Here is a 17,310-nt window from a genome sequence, read left to right as displayed (position 1 = left end):
AATCTACGACGGAGCAGATCGAGTTGTCAAGTCCGGGCACCGGGCTGACGAGGGAGAACACGGAAGAGGAGGGAGGTGGCGCCGAGCCCCCGGCCGACGCGAACGCGTACGAAAGGGCAACTGGGGTTACCGTCGGTACCGGCATGGACCACGAACGAAACGAGCCGATGAACGCCGGGCGACCGAAGACGACGAAGCGATGGGTGACCGTCATCCTGGGAGCGGCCACTGTTCTGCTCACCAGCGTGCAGTGCGGTACGGCGAACGAGCAGGCCGGATCCGCACAGCCGGCGGGGACGGCACCCCCGCCGCGAAGCAGCGCCGTTCCGAGCCCGTCCGGCACGAGCCCGGCCACCCCCTCGCCGTCACCGAGGGCGGAGCGGGTACCCGTACCGGGCTGCGCGGCCGTCACCGCCGGGATGAGCCCTCGGCAGCGGCTGGCGCAGCTGGTGGTGGTCGGCGTGAACGCCGGCGATCCGCAGGCGGCGGTGAAGCTGGTGCGAGACCAGCAGGTCGGCGGGATCTTCCTCGGCGGCAACGAAACGGCTTTGTTGCGGAACGGCGCGCTGGACGAGGTGCAGCGGGCCGCGAAGGTCCCGGTGTCCGTGGCGATCGACGAGGAAGGCGGCCGCGTACAGCGGATCGACGCCCTCGACGGCGACCTGCCGAGTGCGAGGAAGATGGCCACGACCATGACGCCGGCCCAGGTGCGGACGAAGGCGGCCGAGCGAGGCAAGCAGATGCGGGCCCGCGGCGTCACCGTCGACTACGCGCCCGACGCCGACATCACGGACCAGCCGGACCGCGACATCGTCGGCGACCGGTCGTTCGGTGCGGATCCCGAGGTCGCGCGCAAGTACGTCCTGGCGTTCGCGCAGGGCCTGCGGGACGCGGGAGTGCAACCGGTCCTGAAGCATTTCCCCGGGCACGGGCACGCCACCGGGGACTCGCACAAGGGACTGGTGCGGACACCGCCGCTCGCTTCGCTGCGGAAGGTCGACCTCGTGCCGTACCGCGACATCGGCGCGTACGGCGAGATCGGTGTCATGGTCGGACATCTGGACGTGCCCGACCTGACCGGCGGTACACCGTCGACCCTGTCCGCGGCGGCGTACGGGCTCCTGCGGAAGGACTACGCGTTCGACGGCCCGGTGATCACGGACGATCTCGGGGCGATGAAGGCGATCACCGCCGAGTACCCGCTGCCGACGGCCGTGCTCAAGGCCCTGCAGGCCGGTGCGGACCAGGCATTGTGGTCCTCCGGCGGCAACGTCGGCACGGTGCTGGACAGGCTGGAGCAAGCACTTGCGTCCGGCGAACTCCCGGCGGCCCGGGTCGACGAGGCCCTGACCCGAGTGCTCACCGCCAAACAGGCCTGCCGCTGACCGGGCCGACGGCCTGGATCGGTCGCCGCGGGCCACGAGGCAGGGTGATTGGACCGGGTGACGTGAAAAGCGGTCCGAGAACTCAAGGAACACAATGCAGACCAGGCCGGTGCCGGGGGTGACCCTGATCACCGCCCCGCCGCCCGATCAAGGAGGATCGCGTGCCTGGTCCCGCTAAGTTGTTGGTTTCGGAAGTCCTTCGTGGGTGTCGGCGGATCCAGGTTTCCGCTGGGCGTGCGGCCGGGAGGTCCTCGTACCGGGTTGTACTCGGGCCTTTCGGCCATACGTCCAGCGGGAAGCTGGGCCGTCGAGACCCCGAAGGACCTCCGAAACCGACCACTAAGTCCCTGCGTCGTCTCGCGCTGACGGCCGCCGCCGCGGCCGGACTGAGCTTGTCACCGCACCGGTGGCGTCGGCCGCGCCGTCGCCGGTCGATCGTCCGGTGCCGACCACCGGCTGCCATGTCCGTCCTCGGTACCGGCGGGCGCGACGACGCGGACCCTGACCTCCGGCGGTCTGGTCCGCGAGTACACGGTGCACGTTCCCGCGCGGTACCAGCCGTCGCGGGCGTACCCGGTGGTGCTGTCGTTCCATGGCCACAAACGGACCTCGAAGTACCAGGAGGAACTATCCGGATTTTCCGCATATGACGCGATTTCCGTCTACCCGCAAGGACTTCCGGGTACTGACGGCGAATCGGCCTGGACCGGTGCGCCCTATTCGGCGGCCGCCGACGACGTGCACTTCACCAGCGACCTGCTGAACACGCTCCAGCGGGAACTGTGCGTCGACTCCCGCCGGATCTACGCCGCGGGCAAAGCGAACGGCGGCGGTTTCGTCGGCGTACTCGCCTGCCGGATGCCGGGCAGGATCGCGGCGTTCGCCCCCGTCGCCGGCGCGTTCTATCCGGAGGGCGGGGCGTGTCACCCGTCGCGCCCGGCGCCGATCCTCGACTTCCACGGCACAGCCGACACGACGATCCCCTACACCGGGAATCCCGCCAAAGGCCTGCCGTCACTGCCGGACTGGCTCGGCGGCTGGGCGAACCGGAACGGCTGCTTCCCCCGTCCGATCCAGTATTCGCCGAAGGCCGACGTCACCGTCCAGCACTGGATCGGCTGCTCGCTCCAGCACTACCGGGACGAAGGCGCCGGGCATGTCTGGCCGACCACGGCGCCCGGCAACGACTCCTCCACGCCGACCGTCATCAACGCGACACCGGTTATCTGGCGCTTCTTCCTGTCCCACCGTCTGCGTTAAAAACCCGTCGTTTCCTTGCCGGTACACCCACGCGGCGCTACGGTCGTGATGACCAGGTGACCAGATAAGCAAATCTGGTCACGAAGTCAGAGACCGGGAGTGCACGTGGCAGAGAGTCCGGACCGCACCGCCGGCCGCGCCGATCGCATCCTCGACGCGGCCGGCGCCCTGCTGACGCGGCTGGGCTATCGCAAGGTGACCATCGAGGACATCGCGAACCAGGCCGGCATCGGGAAGGGCACGATCTACCTGCATTGGCGGACCAAGGAAAACCTCTTCCACGCCTTGCTCCTACGTGAATCCCTTCGCGCCTCCGAGAGTGTTCTCGAACGGCTCGACGAAGATCCGGCGGAAGTCATCCCGCACCGGTTCCAGCGGGCGGTCTTCCTGTACACCCAGCGGAATCCGTTGCTCAGCGCACTCATCTCCGGCCACACCGAACTGATGGGACGGTTGAGGAAACACCCCTTGCAGGATCAGGACGCCGTCGTGACCGACCGGTATCTCAAGACGATGACCGACCAGGGGCTCCTGCGCGACGACATCCCGAATCTGCTGTTCGCCCTGCGTTCCGCGGCGCTGGGTTTCTACCTGATGGACAGCTTCACCACCGACGGCGAGGGCCTCACCCCCGAGGAGAAGGCCGACGCCCTCGCCCACATCATCCGGACGGCGTTCGAGCCGCCGGAGAAACCGTCACCGGCGAACGTGGCCGCCACCGCGGCCGAAGTGAGCCAGGCGTTCCGGGAACTGGCCGCGACCTATCGCGCCTGGATCTACCGGCAGGACGGAACAGAGGAGCCCGTCTGATCCGAGCTCCTTCACCATGAGAAGAAGGGGGCACGACATGACCACCCTCGCCGAAAGCTGGGGAGTCCACAAAGACCAGTTCTGGCTGCGGGACGAATTCCCGGCCGACCCGGTCCGTTTCGACGAAGAAACCGGCATGTGGAACGTTTACGGCCACGCCGAAGCACTGAAAACCCTGAGTGATCCCAAGGTGTTCTCGTCCGACACCACTCGTCTGCTCCCGCCGGAGATGGCGCCGGACAAGGACCTGTTCGTCGAGGGCAACCTGCTCCAGATGGACCCGCCGGATCACAAGAAGCTCCGAACCCTGGTGAGCCACGCCTTCACGCCGAAGGTCGTGGCGGACCTCGAATCGCGGATCGCCACGCTGACGAACGAGCTACTCAACGCCGTCGACGGCCAGGATTCGATGGAGCTGGTGACCCATCTGGCCTATCCGCTGCCGGTGATCGTCATCGCCGAATTGCTCGGTGTCCCGGCGAGCGACCGCGACCTGTTCAAGCAATGGGTCGACACGTTGCTGAAGAGCAGCCAGCAGCGTTCGCTGGTCAAGCAGACCGAGGAGGACAAGAAGAACTCCGAAGAATCCGTCAAACAGCTGAAAAACCTGGTGAACTACCTGTCGGAGCACGTCGACGACCGGCGGCGGAAACCCCGCGAGGACCTGCTCACCAAGCTCGTCGAAGCCGAGGTCGACGGCGAGAAGCTGACGCAGACCGAAGTCGTCAACTTCGCGAACGTGCTGCTGCTGGCCGGGCACATCACCACCACGATGCTGCTCGGGAACACGGTGCTGTGCCTGGACTCCCATCCGGACGAGTACCGGCGCGTCCGAGCGGACCGTTCGCTGCTGCCTGCCACGATCGAGGAATCACTGCGGTTCCTCAGCCCGTTCGCGCTCGTCGCCCGTGCCACGACGACCGAGGTCGAGCTGGGCGGCAAGACAATCCCGGCCGACCGCATGCTCGCCGTCTGGGTCGCGGCCGCGAACCGGGATCCGCGCACGTTCACGGATCCGGGCACCTTCGACCCGGCGAGGACGCACAACCCGCACCTCGCCTTCGGCCGAGGAGTCCATTTCTGCATCGGGGCGCCGCTGGCCAGGCTGGAAGGCAAGACCGCGCTCAACATCCTGCTTGACCGGTTCCCGGACCTGCGGACCGATCCGTCCGTGCCGCCGTCGTTCATCCCCAGCCCGCATATGACCGGGGTGAGCGAGCTGCACCTGCGGCTGAAGCCCTAACGATCCGCGAACCGGGAAGCGAGCGGGACCACGACCCGCGGAATCCGCTTCCCTGGCGTGTACCGCAACTCCGTGATGTTGCCGTTCGGCACGACGTAGGTGTCGGCGAACGTGCGGAAGCCGCGCATGGCCTCGCTGTCCGGGGTGGTGATCCCGGTCAGCAGTGACCACATGACCGCGCGGATGAAGAGTCCGTGCGTGAAGACGGCGATCGGTCCGGGTTCCCGTTCGCCCAACCGCTTCAGGAACTCCTGGGTACGGCCGAAGAGATCGGCGAAGGATTCCGCGCCGTTCACCGCGTGGTGCGGATCGGCCCGGTCCCAGTAGGCCTCGGTATGCGGCCTGCGGGTCTCGGTGGTGGTGACCTGTCCATGGAGTTCGCCGAGAAAGGTGAACTCCTGGACAGGCCACTCCTCACGGTCCGCGCGGGGGAACCGCTCGATCGTCGGCAGAGCGGTCTGCCGCGCCCGGACGAACGGCGACGTCACGATCAACCGGGGCGGTTCGGCCAGTGCCTCCGCGATCTCGGCGGCCTGCTCCCTGCCGAGTTCGGTCAGCGGCGAAGCCCCCGGATCCCCACCGGGAAAGCCCGCGTTCGTCTCGCTCTCCCCATGCCTGATCAACCACACCCGTGCCACGATCGCCTCCTAGACCCCGTGTGCACCGACCTTCGCACCGAGTGGAGTTGATCGCGACTTCCAGGATGCGTAATCACCGCGGAAACGCGGCTTTCAGCGATCGAACTGCCCAGGACGACGCCCTTCGCCGGCGGGTCCGCGGTACGCCTGCGCGATGTCCAGCCAGTGATCGGCCAGCGCGCCTTCGGCACGGACGTCGAGGTCGTCGCGGTGACGGCGCCGCGTGATCAGCAGGCAGAAGTCCTCCGCGCTTCCGGTGATCCGCTGCCGTGAGTCCTCCGGCCCGAAGGCCCACAGCTGCCCGGACGGCGACGTGATCTCGAACCGGAACTCCTGCTCCGGTGGGGTCAGCCCGCGCGCCTCGTAGCCGAAGTCCCGGACCCGGACGCCGAAGCCGACGAGGTACGCGAGCCGGTCGGTCCGTCGCGGTCGCACCCCGAGCGCGTCCGCGACGTCCTGGCCGTGTGCGAACAGTTCCATCATCCCGGCGCAGGCCAGGATGGCCGGCGGCAGCGGGTTGACCAGCCACGGCACTACCTGGTCCGCGGGGACCGCGGCGAGCGCCTTGATGCCCGCGTCGCGTTCGGCGCGCCACCGGGCCAGCACCACCTCGTCGGGGTCTCCGAGGTAGTCGTCGAGTGCCGCGTTGACGGCGGCGTCGAACCCGCGCGCCATCGACGTCTTCGCGAGTTCGACGAACTTCTGCGGCTCGGCGGCGGCCAGCCCGGCGATTTTGAAGATGAAGGAAAGGTGAGCGATCTGGTGCTTGACCGACCAGCCGGTGGCAGGCGTGGGCAGTGCCCAGCCCGCGCCGTCAAGATCGGCCACCAGAGCGTCGACCTGTTCACCTTCCGTTGTGAGGTCCTTGATCACGTTCCGGAAGTCAGTCACCGTGCCGTCCTCTCGCCGTTTGCACCCTTTCCGATGATGCGGACACGCCACGACGACGTCTTCTCCTCGCGAGCCCGGTGCGATTTCCGGGCTTGATTCTGGAGCCGGGTCCAAGTTCTACCCTCAGGACATGCGAACCGACGCGTTGACGATTTCCCAGGTGACGTCCCGCGCCGGGGTGCGGCCGGACACCGTGCGCTACTACGAGCGCATCGGCCTCCTGCCCGTCCCCGCGCGGACGACCGGGGCACACCGGCGCTACGACGAAGAAGTCATCGACAGGCTGCGGTTCATCCGCGGCACCCAGCGGCTCGGCCTGACGCTGACGGAGATCGGCGATCTGCTGAGCGTCCGCGACACCGGCGTATGCCCCTGCGAACCCGCCGAAACCATGCTGGAACGCCACCTCGCCGGGATCGAAGCGGAGATGGCGCGGCTCGGCGCGCTGCGAGCCGAACTCACTTCCATGCTGTCGGGGATGTCCGGCGAGACTTGCGCCGATCCACTCCCCGGCGCGTGGTGCCCGCCCGCCTGCGAACCGAAGGGAGGAGGTGACTGACATGCGGATAGACGACTGGTGCGACTGCGACTGCTGCGGTACCGGCTGCTGCTGACCGTCCTCGCGGGACGGCCGGGCTTGACGTCACCCGGCCGATTCCACCGAGTTCGGTCTTGTGGAAGCGGCAGCGTTTTCTCGATTCGGTCCTCGCGGACTTCGGACGATCTCACTACGGATGGGCGGACTCGGTCAGGTCCGCGTCATGCCGGAATCGCGAAGGCCTCCTCACCACCCCGAGAATGGCGAAGGAGGCCTTTCACGGCCTGACCGTCATACGCCGGTGCAGGCGGCCATGGAGCCGGATGTAGGGAGGTACGCGGGATCCGGCCCCAGGTGACCGCGTCGGCGCCTGGTACAACTCCTCCGCCTCACCTGAATGATCGATGCTGCGCTCAGTCCGCGATGAGCACCTGCCCCGCCCCGTCGAACCGGTAGCCGACGCCGCGCACCGTCGTGATCGGCGTCAGCACGGGCTCCAGCTTCCCGCGGATCTTGCGGACGTGGACGTCCACGGTCCGGCCGTTGCCGCCGCTGAACCCCCACACCTGCGCCATCAGTGTGAACCGGTCGAAGACCCTGGCCGGGTTCCTGGTCAGGAACAGCAGGAGATCGAACTCCAGCCGGGTGAACTCCAGCACCTCGCCACGCAACAACACCCGCCGCGAATCGGGCTCGATTCGCAGCGGAGGTTCCCCGTGACCACGTTGGCGGCGCCCGGCGAGTTCGACGACCTGACCGGAAGTCGTTTCGCCGCCGGGGAAAGTTCGCGCCGTCAGCGTCACGCCGACAGTGTCCTCAAAGGACTCAAGCAGGCGCGCGGCGATCGCCGCGGCGTGCGCGGAGTCGGTGCTGACCCGGAGTGCCAGTGTCAGCTCGACGGTCGTTTCCCTGTTCACCGCGACCGACTGCGTCATCTCACACCACCTGGACCGGATGCCGGACGACGGCGTCGAAAAGGTAGCCCTGCGTATTGTGCGGAGTGACGTCCGGCTGGATGACGCCGGTGATGTCCGTGGCCCGTGCCCGCAGGGTGTGGGCGCCGGAAGCACTGGGACGCCAAGGGATTTCCCAGCGTTGCCAGCCGCGATCCGCCGCCGCGCCCACGAACCTCGCCTGCCGCCAGCCATCGCCGGTGCTCACTTCGACTCGCCGGATCCGGCCGTTGCCCGACCACGACCGGCCACTCAGCACGTGCCTGCCGCCTGCGGCGAATTCGACGTTCCACGGCAGTTCGAAGGCGCTCTTGACCACCTGCCGGGTGACCACTGTGCCCTCCGCCGGGTAGCCCGGCCCGAGCAGCCGGTAGTACTGCGTGTTCCACGGCGAGACCAGCGGCGTCTCCGAAACCTCGATGCGCCCCAGCCATTTGATCGACGAGATGCCCACCCAGGACGGCACGACGAGCCGCACCGGATGACCATGATCCGGCGGCAGGGGACGCCCGTTCATCTCATAGGCCAGCAAGACGTCCTGCAACGCCTTCACGACCGGCAGCGGACGGCGCACCTTCCCCAGGTTGACCCCACCGGCGAGGTAGTCGGCGTCCAGGCCCTCCGGCAGGACGTCCACCGCGTGCCGCGTCAGCCCGGCCCTGGCCAGCACCGTCGAAAGCCGGACACCACGCCAGCGCGCGACGCCGATCGCGCCGAGCTTCCACGCGGTCCCGGCCACCGTCTGCCCTTGCTGGCTGGTGAAGAAACTCCGGCCGTTGCCCGCGCACTCGATGGCGGACGTGATCGTCTCCGACGGCAACCGGAGCAAGTCGGCGTAGGTGAACTCGACCGGCCTGTCCGCCGTCGGCGCGCCACGCAACCCGGTGCCGAAGAGTTTGAGTCGCCAGGTGCCGACGTCGATCGACGGGGTGGAAGTGTGGTTTCGCACGAAGAACCGGTCGATCGGCGTGAGATAGCCCTGACCGCTCAGCGCCTCCCACCGCGTTTCCGCGTTGGTGCCGTAGACCTCGAAGAGCTCCGGCGGCAAGGGCTTCACGATCGGCGTGGCCGCCGACGCCGTCCCCGGCGGCAGCGCCCCGAACGCCGTCAACGCGAGCGATCCCCCGGCGGCCAGCCGGAGCATCGCGCGCCGCGAAAACCCGTCACCTCGAACCTCACGCCACTGCGTGAGTCGCGTTCGGTCGTAGGTGGCTTCGTCGGTCAGAGCGCTTCCGGTCATGGCGGTCATTGTCGGCGGCGGCCGACCGTGCGGACCAGGACGTCCACAGAGCGGAACCGGTTGTGCCGAGGAAGACGGCCGCCGACGATTCGGCGGCGGCCGCCCTTCGGGCTTCGCTCAACCGGTGATTCCGGACTCCCCGGTCACGTCATCACAGGACCTCGACGTACTTCACCCAGATGCAGAGCCCACTGTCCCATTGCACGTCGACCTGGAACAGCACGCCGTCGGTCTGAACCGCGGTGTTCTGAACGGTCATCACGGCGTTTCCGATGAATTCGACATCGCCCCCACCCGCCTCGGCGACCGAAAGCACGGCCCCGTGGCCGGGACGGATACCGCCGAGGGGCAGCCAGAGATTCCTCAAGCCCTGAATACCGCAGTACAGCGCTCGTCCGCCGTGGGCGGTTCCGGGAGCGAGAGCGCTTCGGCCACCTTCGACCTTCTCCGCCTGCACGACCTGTTGCCGCGAAACACCGGACCCGGTCTCCTCCGGCGGCGAGGCTTGTGCCGCAGCGGTACCGAAGGCCCCCAAACCCACTAGCGCGAGCACCGCGGACCATCTCAATGCTTTCCTCATCGTTTTCCCCCTCTGATTTAGGAATTTCTACTGGAGTCCCTACTTTGCGGCGTCCGGCGTACAGAATCGGTATTCACCCGAGTACAGGAGAAGCTGCCCGAAAGGGCGATGGCATTGACACCGTGGATACGGAATTGCTGGGATTGTCTCAGCGATCGGGGGCGGGGCATGGAATTCCGGGTACTGGGACCACTGGAAGTGGTTGCCGAGGGGGTGCCCCGGCCGGTGGGGCCAGGACGACAGCGTGCGGTACTCACGGCGTTGTTGCTGCATCCCAACCAGGTGGTGCCGATCACCGGATTGATCGACATGGTGTGGGGCGAGCCGTCGCCCCGATCCGCCGCGGTCAATCTGCGCACCCACGTCGCCAGGTTGCGCCGGGTGCTCGCTCCGGAGGGCGAGAGACGGTTGACGGCCCACAACGGCGGCTACCGGATGTCAGTACGGCCGGAAGAGGTGGACCTTGCCGTTTTCGAAGACCTCATAGCGCGAGGCCACGCCGCCCGGCAGGCCGGCGAGCACACCGCCGCCATGCGGACGTACGGGACCGCGCTGCGCCTCTGGCGCGGTCACCCTTTCGACGACGTCGAGTTGCACGGGGCCGCGGCAGCCGAAGTGGCCCGCCTGAACGAGATCCGGCTCACCCTGACCGAGGACCACCTCCGCGCGCGGCTGGCCACCGGTGACGGCGCCGTGATCGGGGAACTGCGTGGCCTGGTGCTGGTACATCCACTCCGGGAACCGCTGTGGGCGCTGCTCATACTCGCGCTCTACAGCGCCGGACGCCAGGCCGACGCACTCGCCGCCTACGACCAGGCCAGAGCGCGCCTCGCCGACGAACTCGGCATCGACCCCGGCCCCGCGCTGCGAAGCATGCGCCAGCAGATCCTCACCGGCGACCCGGCCCTTCTCGACACGGATGCCCAGATTCGCGCCGAGGTCGCTACGAACGGTTCGCGGCTCCCGGCCGTCGCACCTGGTCGTCCGCTGGCCTCCCTTGTCGGCAGAGAGCCGGAGCTGCGGACGTTGGCGCTGCTGCTGTCCGAGCGGAGACTGGTGACCGTCGTCGGCCCCGCGGGGGTCGGCAAGACCCGGCTGGTCGTCGAGCACCTGGCCGGACAGGAGGCATGGCTGGCCCGGCTCGCCGATGTCAGTGAGGCGGCGGTGTTGCCGCAGGCGGTCGCCGACGCCGTCGGGCTGGTCAAGATCGCGGGAGATCCGCGGCGGGCACTGGTCCGTGCGCTGGCGGCCCAGTCCGGCTTCCTGGTCCTCGACAACTGCGAGCATCTCATCCCGGCTGCCGCCGAGCTCGTCGCGGAACTGCTCGCCGGCTGCCCTGGGCTGCGCATCCTCACCACCAGCCGGGAACCGCTGGACATCGACGGCGAGGCAACGCTGCCGTTGGATCCACTGCACACCGAAACGGCCGTGATACTGCTCGTCGACCGTATTCGCGCGATCCGCCCCGAATGGACGCCCTCCCCCGAGGAGCTCCGTCACGCGACGCGCGTATGCGAGGCACTGGACGGTCTCCCCCTCGCGATCGAGCTCGCCGCGGCCCGCGCGAACGTCCTTGGTCTCGAAGAGATCGCCGAAGCGCTGACCGATCGTTTCGCCGTACTCGGGCCGGTGCCACGGGGGTCGCTGACATCGCACGCGACACTGCGCGAAGCCATCGCCTGGAGTATCGAGCCGCTCTCCGCCGCCGACCGAACGCTCCTGCTGCGTCTGTGGCCTTTCGAAGGTGGTTTCCCCATGGTCGCGGCCGAAGCCATCGGCAGCCGCGACAACGCGTTGGCGTTCACGTCACTGTCTTCGCTGATCTCCCGCTCAGTGGTGACAGCCGACACGACGACCACGCCGTCGCGCTATCGAATGCTGGAAACGATTCGCGCGTATTGCGAGTCGGCGGATCCGGCGCCCGTGGCCACCCAGGACGGGCACGCCGCGTGGGTACGCGGATTCGTGGCGGATTGCGTCGGGATGTTCAGCGGCAAGCACGCGGGCCTGGCGGTGGCCTTGCTGAACCGCGAGTGGCCGAACCTGCGCGCCGGTATCAGCCACGACCTTTCCCGTCGGCCTGCCGCTGCCTTGCGCACGGTCGGGCTGCTCGACTGGTTCTGGACCCGGAGCGGCCACATCGCCGAGGGAAGGAAGCTGGTCGGCGCGGCCCTGCGGACCGCGACCGGCGCGGCCACGGCGGATCGAGCGCGTGCACTCGCCGCGGCCGCGAATCTCGCCTATTTCGCCGGCGAAAGCTCCGAAGGGCGCCGCCTCGGCGACGAGGCATTCGCCATCACCGGCAGGCACGTCGACGAAGAGCACCTGATCCTGCACGGTTCCGCGCTCTTTTACCAAGCGGTGGCCAGGCTGCACACCGGCGAACTCGACGGAGCACGAGCCGCCGCGGGGAAGGCGATCGCCATCGGCAGACCGGCGCGATTGAATTGGCTGGTGCTGGGTGCGCGCATGGTTCTCGGCGCCGTTCTCGTCGAACAAGGACACTTTCGCTCCGGAGAGGAGACACTGGCTGAGGTCGCCCGGTCGGCCGAGCGGGCGGACATCGGCTGGCTCGCGGGATGGGCGGAGTTCGCTCTCGGCAAGTCCCTGCTCCGGCACGCGAGCACCCCTGACCAGCTCGATGACGCCGCCGACGCCGTGCGGCGTGCCATCACCTGGTTCCAAGCCGAAGGCGACGTCTGTCATGTCCTCTTCACGATGAATGTCGCCGTCGAGGTATTGCTGCGCTTCGGCAGGCCTGTCGAAGCGGCCACCTTGGAAGCCGCGATCCTCCACCGCGCCGACCAGTTCGGCTTGGGCAGAACGAGCGTCTCCCAGGCCGGCGAGGGCCCCTACGAGACCGAATTGGCCGAAACGCTCACCCCGGCCCAACGTCTCGCCGCGGAAGCCAAGGGTGTCCGCCTGAACTGGACAGAGATGATCGAACTCGCCGGCGTGGAGCGGATGTGACGATCGTGGCGAGGATGCTGTGAGTGCCCCGGACGGGGATCGAACCCGCACTGGGTCGATTTTAAGTCGACTGCCTCTGCCAGTTGGGCTACCGGGGCATCGACAGCCTAGGCGATGAGCATCAGTTCGCCGCCTCGGTACGCCGATATTCGTCGCTTCCGTGAACGTGCATGCGCGTTATCGTGCTCGATCCTCTCCAAGATATGTTTCGCCAGGTCAGCCAGAGCAGGCCGGTGACGAGCGGAACGGCGGGTAATTGACTTCCGAAATGCCCTCACCGGCCCACCCCAAACGCCGTGAAGGCCTCCTCCCTACGCTCAAGGTAGGGAAAGAGGCCTTCACGGAGCTACGGACTCAGGACTTCGACAGCCTGTCGAACTCCTCGCGCGGGTTGTTGATCTGGCCGAGCGAGATGACCTCGCGACGGAACAGGCCACCGAGCATCCAGTCGAACAGGATGCGGATCTTGCGGTTCCAGGTCGGCATCGCCTTGAGGTGGTACGCGCGGTGGAAGAGCCAGGCCGGGAAGCCCTTGATCTTCAGGTTCAGCGCGTCGGCGACGCCCTTGTGCAGGCCGAGGCTGGCCACCGCACCCAGGTTCTTGTGGTAGTAGTCCTTCGGCTTGCCGCCGCGGATCACCTTGATGATGTTCTTCGCCAGCAGACGCGCCTGACGAACGGCGTGCTGCGCGTTCGGCGGGCAGGTCGCGGTCGGGTCCTGCTCGGTGCGCGAGAGGTCCGGCACGGCGGCGTTGTCACCGGCGGTCCAGACGTCGGGGTGCCCGACGACCTGCATCGCGGCGGTGGCCTCGACGCGGCCGCGTTTGTCCAGCGGCAGATCCGAGGTGGCCAGCACCGGGTTCGCCTTCACACCGGCGGTCCAGATGATCGTGTCGGTGTCGAACTCGGTACCGTCCGAAAGCACGACGTGGCCATTCTCGAACGACTTCGCCGCTGTCGACAAATAGACTTCGATGCCGCGCTTCTCGAGCTGCTCGACGGTGTACACACCGAGCGTCTCGCGCACCTCCGGAAGGATCCGGCCGGCGGCCTCGACGAGCACCCAGCGGATGTCCTCGACCTTGAGGTTCGGGTAGTAGTTCTCCACCGCGAACCGGGTCATGTCCTCGAGTTCGGCGAGCGCCTCGATACCGGCGAACCCGCCGCCGACGACGGTGAACGTCAGCAGCCGCTTGCGTTGCTCGGGATCGAGCGTGCTGGCGGCCTCGTCCAGCTTCGTCATGACGTGGTTGCGCAGGTAGATCGCCTCGCCGATGGTCTTGAAGGCGATGCCTTCCTCGACCAGGCCGGGGATCGGCAGGATGCGCGCGACGGCGCCGAGCGCGACCACGAGGACGTCGTAGTTCAGCTGCTCGACGTGCCCGTCGGCGGCCTCGACCGTGACGGCCTTGCGCTCGTGCTCGATCTTGGTCACACGCGCGGTGAGCACGTGGCAGCGCTTGAGCACCCGCCGCAGCGGCACGACCACGTGCCGCGGTTCGATCGCACCGGCCGCCGCCTCGGGCAGGAAGGGGGCATAGGTCATATGCGGCTGCGGGTCAACGACCGTCACGGACGCTTCGTTGGCCCGGAGCATCTTCTGAAGCCCGTACGCCGTGTAGAGCCCGACGTACCCACCACCAAGGACGAGGATCCGTGTCGGTTCCGACTTAACACCAGCCATATTCCTATAGTCGCACCCATACGCTGAGATCGCTCGTGTACCCCATCTCGCTGTGACCAGCGTCGCCACGGTTTCCGCACCGATTCAGTTCAGGCCGGCCACCGAGGTCGCGGAGGCCAGCACGTCGCACACCATGTCCAGCGTCAGGCGCCCGGTCTGGACATTGCGCTGCGACACGTGGTAACAGCCGAAGAGGCGCAGGTCGCCGAGTTCCACGTCGGCGCCGTGGCCGAACTTCGGGCGTGGCGCGGGTACCGGCCAGCCCGCCTCCGCGAGCACCGGCAACAGGGCCTGCCAGCCGAACGCGCCGAGCACCACGACGGCCTTCAACGTCGGTCTCAGCAACCTGAGCTCTTCGGCGAGCCAGGATCGGCAGGTGTCCCGCTCCTCAGGTGTCGGCTTGTTGGCGGGTGGCGCGCATCTCACCGGGGAGACCATCCGGGTCCCGCGTAGTTCGAGACCGTCACCGATCCGGGTCGACGTCGGCTGCGAAGCGACACCGACCCGGTGAAGTGCCTTGAAGAGAACGTCACCGGACGGGTCGCCGGTGAACATGCGGCCGGTCCGGTTCGCACCGTGTGCCGACGGGGCGAGGCCGACGATCGCCAGCGAGGCGTCCGGCGGGCCGAAGCCGGGCACCGGCCGCGCCCAGTAGGTATCGCCGGCGAAGGCCGCGCGTTTGACCACGGCGATCTCCTCGCGCCACGCCACCAGCCGCGGACAGGCGCGGCAGCCGACGACCTCGGCGTCGAGTTCGGCGATGGAGTGAAACCTCATAATGCCGCTTTCAACGCGTCGCGCGAGAGACGGTCGGCGTGGCGGGTCGTCTCCGGCTGCCGGAACGCCGGGCACAGCCGCAGCACCTGGCGGACCGCGTTGTCCAGGGAGATCTTGTGGCCGACGGAGACGTAAACGGGCTTCACCCCGTCCTGGGTGCGCAGGACGGTGCCGACGACCTCACCGTCGTCCACCAGGGGTTCCCTGGCGCCGCGCTCCCGGCCGGGCTCGCCGTGTTCGCCGACGAACCGGGTCTTGCCGACGCCGAGGGCCGGCAAACCGGTCACGACGCCGACGTGGCAGGCCAGCCCGAATCGACGTGGATGAGCGAGCCCGTGACCGTCGCAGACCAGGAGATCCGGCGTGTGGTCGAGCGCGCGCAAGGCGTCGAGCAGCGGCGGCAGCTCACGAAAGGCGAAAAGGCCGGGTTCGTACGGGAACGAGACCTCGGAAACGACGGTCCGCTTCTCCACGACGCGGAAATCCGTGATGTCGAGGGTGACCGCGGCGGCGGCGATCAGGCCACTGCCCTCGGCGTACGCGACGTCCAGCCCGGTGACCGTGGCGATCTCTTTTGGACAGCGATCCTCGAGTTCGACCAGGCCACGCAGGCTTTCCTGGATCTGGATCGCCTGGCGAGGCGTGTCCGGGCGATCATGAGCCGCGACGATGTCCACGGGTACAGAGTGCCAGTAAGTTGGACTCATGCCGGACACGAATCCCGATGAGAAGGTCGCCGACGAGAAGGACACCCCGTCGGTGGAAACCAAGGTCGAGCCGATCGACGACCTGGTCACCACGAACCACACGCTGACGCTCAAGCGCAAGAAGCTCGCTTACACGGCCCAGACCGGGCGGATCGTGCTGCGGAAGGAGGTCATCACCGACGGCAAGTCCGAGGGCTACAAGGCCAAGGCCGAGGTGTTCGTGACCTCCTACACGCTCGACGACGCGGAGCCCGGCACGCGGCCGGTGACGTTCGCGTTCAACGGCGGACCCGGCTCGGCGAGCATCTGGCTGCATATGGGCCTGCTCGGCCCGCGGCGCGTGCTGTCTGGCGACGTCGACGACCCGGTCGCGCCGCCCTATGGGCTGACCGACAACCAGGAAACCCTGCTGGCGCACAGCGACCTGGTGTTCATCGACCCGGTTTCTACCGGCTACTCCCGCGCCGTGGACGGCGAGAAGGCCAAGGAGTACCACGGGTACACAGCCGACATCGAGTCCATCGGCGAGGTCATCCGGCTGTGGGTCTCACGCAAGCAGCGCTGGCTCTCGCCGAAGTTCCTGGCCGGCGAGTCCTACGGCACGCTGCGGGCGGCGGGGCTGGCGGCGCATCTGCAGGAACGCCACGGGATGTACCTGAACGGGCTGCTGCTGATCTCGTCCGTGCTCGACCTGGGCACGCTGCGGTTCACCGAGGGCAACGACCTGCCGTACACGCTCTACGTTCCGACCTACGCGGCGATCGCGCACTACCACGGCCTGCACGGCGACCGCCCGCTCGACGACGTACTCGCCGACGCCGAGGACTTCGCGGCCAAGGAACTCCCCTGGGCCCTCGCCCGCGGTGCACGTCTGTCCACACAGGACCGCGCCGAAGCCGTCGCGACGCTCGCTTCACTGACAGGCTTGAGTGAGTCCTATGTAGACCGCGTGAACCTGAGGATCGAGCACGTCCGCTACTTCACGGAACTCCTGCGGGACAAAGGCCTCACCGTCGGCCGGATGGACGGCCGGTTCACCACCTGGGAGCCGGACGGCGGCCGCGAGCAGATGAGCGACGACCCGTCGATCTCACGGATCATCGGCGCCTACGCGGCCGGCCTCAACCACTACGTGCGTGCCGAACTGGGCTACGAGAACGACCTGCCTTACGAGGTCCTTTCGATGGACGTGAACAAGGCTTGGTCGTACTCCGATTTCGAGGGCCGCTCGGTGTCCTCTGTGGACTCACTCGCCACGGCCATGCGTGCCAATCCGCATCTGCGGGTGCATGTCGCTTTCGGCCACTACGACGGTGCGACGCCTTACTTCGCTTCGGAGCACGTTCTGGCGCGGTTGCAGATCCCCGAGGAGCTGCGGGAGAACATCGACACCGCGTACTACCCGGCCGGGCACATGATGTACGTGCACGAGGAGTCGCGGGTGCGGCAGTCGAAGGACCTGGCGAAGTTCATCAAGGCCGCTTCGGAGCAGTAGTCACCGGCCCTTTCGTCAGTCACCGGCCCTTTCGTCGCTGACTAGAACGTCATGAGGGGTCCCCATAGGACAAATTTCGTCCTATGGGGACCCCTCATGACACACCGCGCGCCGCGCACGAACTCTCACCGAAGCGGCGC

Annotated in this window: 14 protein-coding genes, 1 tRNA gene and 1 pseudogene; 7 read left to right on the top strand and 9 right to left on the bottom strand. The window is 67.7% G+C overall.

Translation table 11 applies throughout. The features are described 5' to 3' along the window. The first annotated feature begins 143 nt into the window (after positions 1-143). The 4 genes and pseudogenes from AB0M65_RS22995 (at position 144) to AB0M65_RS22980 (ending at position 4,698) form a co-directional block, all read left to right on the top strand. Positions 144-1,385, top strand: a complete 1,242-nt coding sequence (locus AB0M65_RS22995) for a glycoside hydrolase family 3 N-terminal domain-containing protein (RefSeq protein ID WP_364030866.1) — start codon at positions 144-146, stop codon at positions 1,383-1,385. A 386-nt stretch (positions 1,386-1,771) separates the two neighbouring features. Then, positions 1,772-2,645: pseudogene (locus AB0M65_RS22990) on the top strand (ferulic acid esterase); the annotation flags it as partial. 105 nt (positions 2,646-2,750) lie between these two features. Beyond that, a complete protein-coding gene (locus AB0M65_RS22985; protein ID WP_364030862.1) occupies positions 2,751-3,455 on the top strand; it encodes a TetR/AcrR family transcriptional regulator in 705 nt (234 codons plus the stop codon). A gap of 37 nt (positions 3,456-3,492) precedes the next feature. After that, the gene (locus AB0M65_RS22980) at positions 3,493-4,698 is read left to right on the top strand and encodes a cytochrome P450 (protein WP_364030857.1); all 1,206 of its coding nucleotides are present in this window, start codon (positions 3,493-3,495) and stop codon (positions 4,696-4,698) included. Here the strand turns inward: AB0M65_RS22980 and AB0M65_RS22975 are convergent. Both AB0M65_RS22975 and AB0M65_RS22970 read right to left on the bottom strand, forming a co-directional pair. Then, entirely contained in the window at positions 4,695-5,336 is a 642-nt protein-coding gene (locus AB0M65_RS22975) for a histidine phosphatase family protein (protein ID WP_364030854.1), read from the bottom strand. The genes AB0M65_RS22980 and AB0M65_RS22975 overlap by 4 nt on opposite strands. 93 nt (positions 5,337-5,429) lie before the next feature. Continuing rightward, the gene (locus AB0M65_RS22970; protein WP_364030851.1) at positions 5,430-6,227 is read right to left on the bottom strand and encodes a TIGR03084 family metal-binding protein; all 798 of its coding nucleotides are present in this window, start codon (positions 6,225-6,227) and stop codon (positions 5,430-5,432) included. A 130-nt stretch (positions 6,228-6,357) separates the two neighbouring features. Here AB0M65_RS22970 and AB0M65_RS22965 point away from each other — a divergent pair, with 130 nt between their 5' ends. Next, a complete protein-coding gene (locus tag AB0M65_RS22965; RefSeq protein WP_364030848.1) occupies positions 6,358-6,786 on the top strand; it encodes a heavy metal-responsive transcriptional regulator in 429 nt (142 codons plus the stop codon). A 392-nt stretch (positions 6,787-7,178) separates the two neighbouring features. Here AB0M65_RS22965 and AB0M65_RS22960 read toward each other — a convergent pair whose 3' ends face one another. The 3 genes from AB0M65_RS22960 to AB0M65_RS22950 form a co-directional block, all read right to left on the bottom strand. Then, positions 7,179-7,700, bottom strand: coding sequence for a winged helix-turn-helix domain-containing protein (locus AB0M65_RS22960; RefSeq protein ID WP_364030845.1), 522 nt, complete (start codon positions 7,698-7,700; stop codon positions 7,179-7,181). Position 7,701: 1 nt separating this feature from the next. Further along, a complete protein-coding gene (locus AB0M65_RS22955; protein WP_364030842.1) occupies positions 7,702-8,958 on the bottom strand; it encodes a sulfite oxidase in 1,257 nt (418 codons plus the stop codon). 151 nt (positions 8,959-9,109) lie between these two features. Continuing rightward, positions 9,110-9,538, bottom strand: a complete 429-nt coding sequence (locus AB0M65_RS22950; protein ID WP_364030839.1) for a hypothetical protein — start codon at positions 9,536-9,538, stop codon at positions 9,110-9,112. Positions 9,539-9,706: 168 nt separating this feature from the next. Here AB0M65_RS22950 and AB0M65_RS22945 point away from each other — a divergent pair, with 168 nt between their 5' ends. Beyond that, positions 9,707-12,508: a BTAD domain-containing putative transcriptional regulator gene (locus AB0M65_RS22945; RefSeq protein ID WP_364030836.1), complete on the top strand. Its 2,802-nt coding sequence runs from the start codon at positions 9,707-9,709 to the stop codon at positions 12,506-12,508. Positions 12,509-12,532: 24 nt separating this feature from the next. Here AB0M65_RS22945 and AB0M65_RS22940 read toward each other — a convergent pair. The 4 genes from AB0M65_RS22940 to nfi all read right to left on the bottom strand — a co-directional run bounded on the left by AB0M65_RS22940 (position 12,533) and on the right by nfi (position 15,645). After that, a tRNA-Leu gene (locus tag AB0M65_RS22940) sits at positions 12,533-12,606 on the bottom strand. 256 nt (positions 12,607-12,862) lie between these two features. Next, complete coding sequence (locus tag AB0M65_RS22935; RefSeq protein ID WP_364030833.1) at positions 12,863-14,191, bottom strand: NAD(P)/FAD-dependent oxidoreductase; 1,329 nt, start codon at positions 14,189-14,191, stop codon at positions 12,863-12,865. An 84-nt stretch (positions 14,192-14,275) separates the two neighbouring features. Next, positions 14,276-14,968 carry a uracil-DNA glycosylase gene (locus tag AB0M65_RS22930; RefSeq protein WP_364030830.1) on the bottom strand — a complete coding sequence of 231 codons (693 nt, stop codon included), beginning with the start codon at positions 14,966-14,968 and terminating at the stop codon, positions 14,276-14,278. Continuing rightward, positions 14,965-15,645: a deoxyribonuclease V gene (nfi, locus tag AB0M65_RS22925; RefSeq protein ID WP_364030827.1), complete on the bottom strand. Its 681-nt coding sequence runs from the start codon at positions 15,643-15,645 to the stop codon at positions 14,965-14,967. The genes AB0M65_RS22930 and nfi overlap by 4 nt, the downstream gene beginning before the upstream one ends. 28 nt (positions 15,646-15,673) lie before the next feature. On the opposite strand from nfi, the gene AB0M65_RS22920 reads away from it, so the two are divergent. Next, positions 15,674-17,170 carry a peptidase S10 gene (locus AB0M65_RS22920; RefSeq protein WP_364030824.1) on the top strand — a complete coding sequence of 499 codons (1,497 nt, stop codon included), beginning with the start codon at positions 15,674-15,676 and terminating at the stop codon, positions 17,168-17,170. The last annotated feature ends 140 nt before the right edge of the window (positions 17,171-17,310 follow it).

Origin of the sequence: Amycolatopsis sp. NPDC051071, assembly GCF_040682875.1 — a bacterium.
In the GTDB taxonomy this organism is placed as follows: domain Bacteria; phylum Actinomycetota; class Actinomycetes; order Mycobacteriales; family Pseudonocardiaceae; genus Amycolatopsis.
This window is presented reverse-complemented; position numbering and strand designations above follow the sequence as displayed.